General features: G+C 59.4%; 1 protein-coding gene. It reads right to left on the bottom strand.

Features of this window, described 5'->3' with window-relative positions; all coding sequences use genetic code 11:
• Positions 1-1,183, bottom strand: a 1,183-nt coding sequence (locus tag ACR0E6_RS21390; RefSeq protein ID WP_480587085.1) for an HD domain-containing protein, incomplete at both ends; no start/stop codon positions are given.

Raw genomic sequence — 1,183 nt, 5'->3', positions numbered from 1 at the left:
GCAAAGATACCGGGGTGATCACCCATGGCAAAGCAGGCGCGGGTGGCGTCTCGATCCTCGTCCGGGTGCAGGCGGATTTCCATCGCGCCGGGATCGCCGCTGTGTTCCAGCGCCCGTAGCATCTCGGCAAATTCCACATGGGTCGAGACGTTCAGGCCCTGCCAGTACGGAGCATAGTGCCGCCCGGTTTCCGTCTTCAGATCGGCCTTGGACCATTCGGCCAGTTCTGCGCGCAGAAGTTTCTTGGCCTCGGCCCCGCGATTGGCACGGTTCAGATCCTCCATGCCGGTTTCCAAGGCACGTTTGGTTTCCGCATGCAGCGCGCGCAGCAACGTTGCTTTCCAGTTGTTCCACGTATTGGGCCCGACACCGCGAATGTCACAGACGGTCAGCACGGTCAGCAGATCCAGCCGTTTGACCGTTTGCACAGCCTTGGCAAAATCCCGTACGGTCCGAGGGTCCGAGATATCGCGTTTCTGCGCCATGTCCGACATCAGCAGGTGATAGCGCACGAGCCATTCGACGGTTTCGGCGTCGGATTTGTTCAGCCCCAGCCTGGGTGCCACTTTCCGCGCGATTTGTGCCCCGAGGATCGAGTGATCTTCAGGCCGGCCCTTGGCGATATCGTGCAACAGCAGCGCAACATAGAGGACCTTGCGGTTCACGCCCCCTTCAAGGATCGAGGACGCCAGCGGCAGCGATTCAACAAGCTCTCCGCGTTCGATCTGGGCGAGGTTGACGATGCACTGGATGATATGCTCGTCCACCGTGTAGCTGTGATACATATTGAACTGCATCATCGCTACGATGGGTTCGAACTCGGGTATGAAGGCTGATAGCACCCCAAGTTCGTTCATCCGGCGCAGGGCGCGTTCCGGGTTGCCATGTTTCAGCATCAGGTCGAGGAAGATACGCTGGGCTTCCTTGTCGTTGCGCATATCTTCGTCGATCAGGTGCAGATTGGCCGTGACCAGCCGCATAGCATCCGGATGGATCAGCATGCCTGTGCGCAGGCCTTCCTCGAACAGGCGCAACATGTTCAGCTTGTCGGTCAGGAATGTATCCGGATCGGCAATGTCCAGACGACCATGAACCATGCTGTACCCGGGTTTGACCCGAGGGCGGCGAGGGAAAATCCGCTCCAGCAGCGGAGCGGCTTTCATGTGCAGGGCTTCCAGCTTGG

This window comes from Ruegeria sp. AP12 (assembly GCF_056540025.1).
The sequence above is the reverse complement of the archived record's forward strand: the minus strand, read 5'-3'. Positions and strand labels throughout refer to the sequence as shown.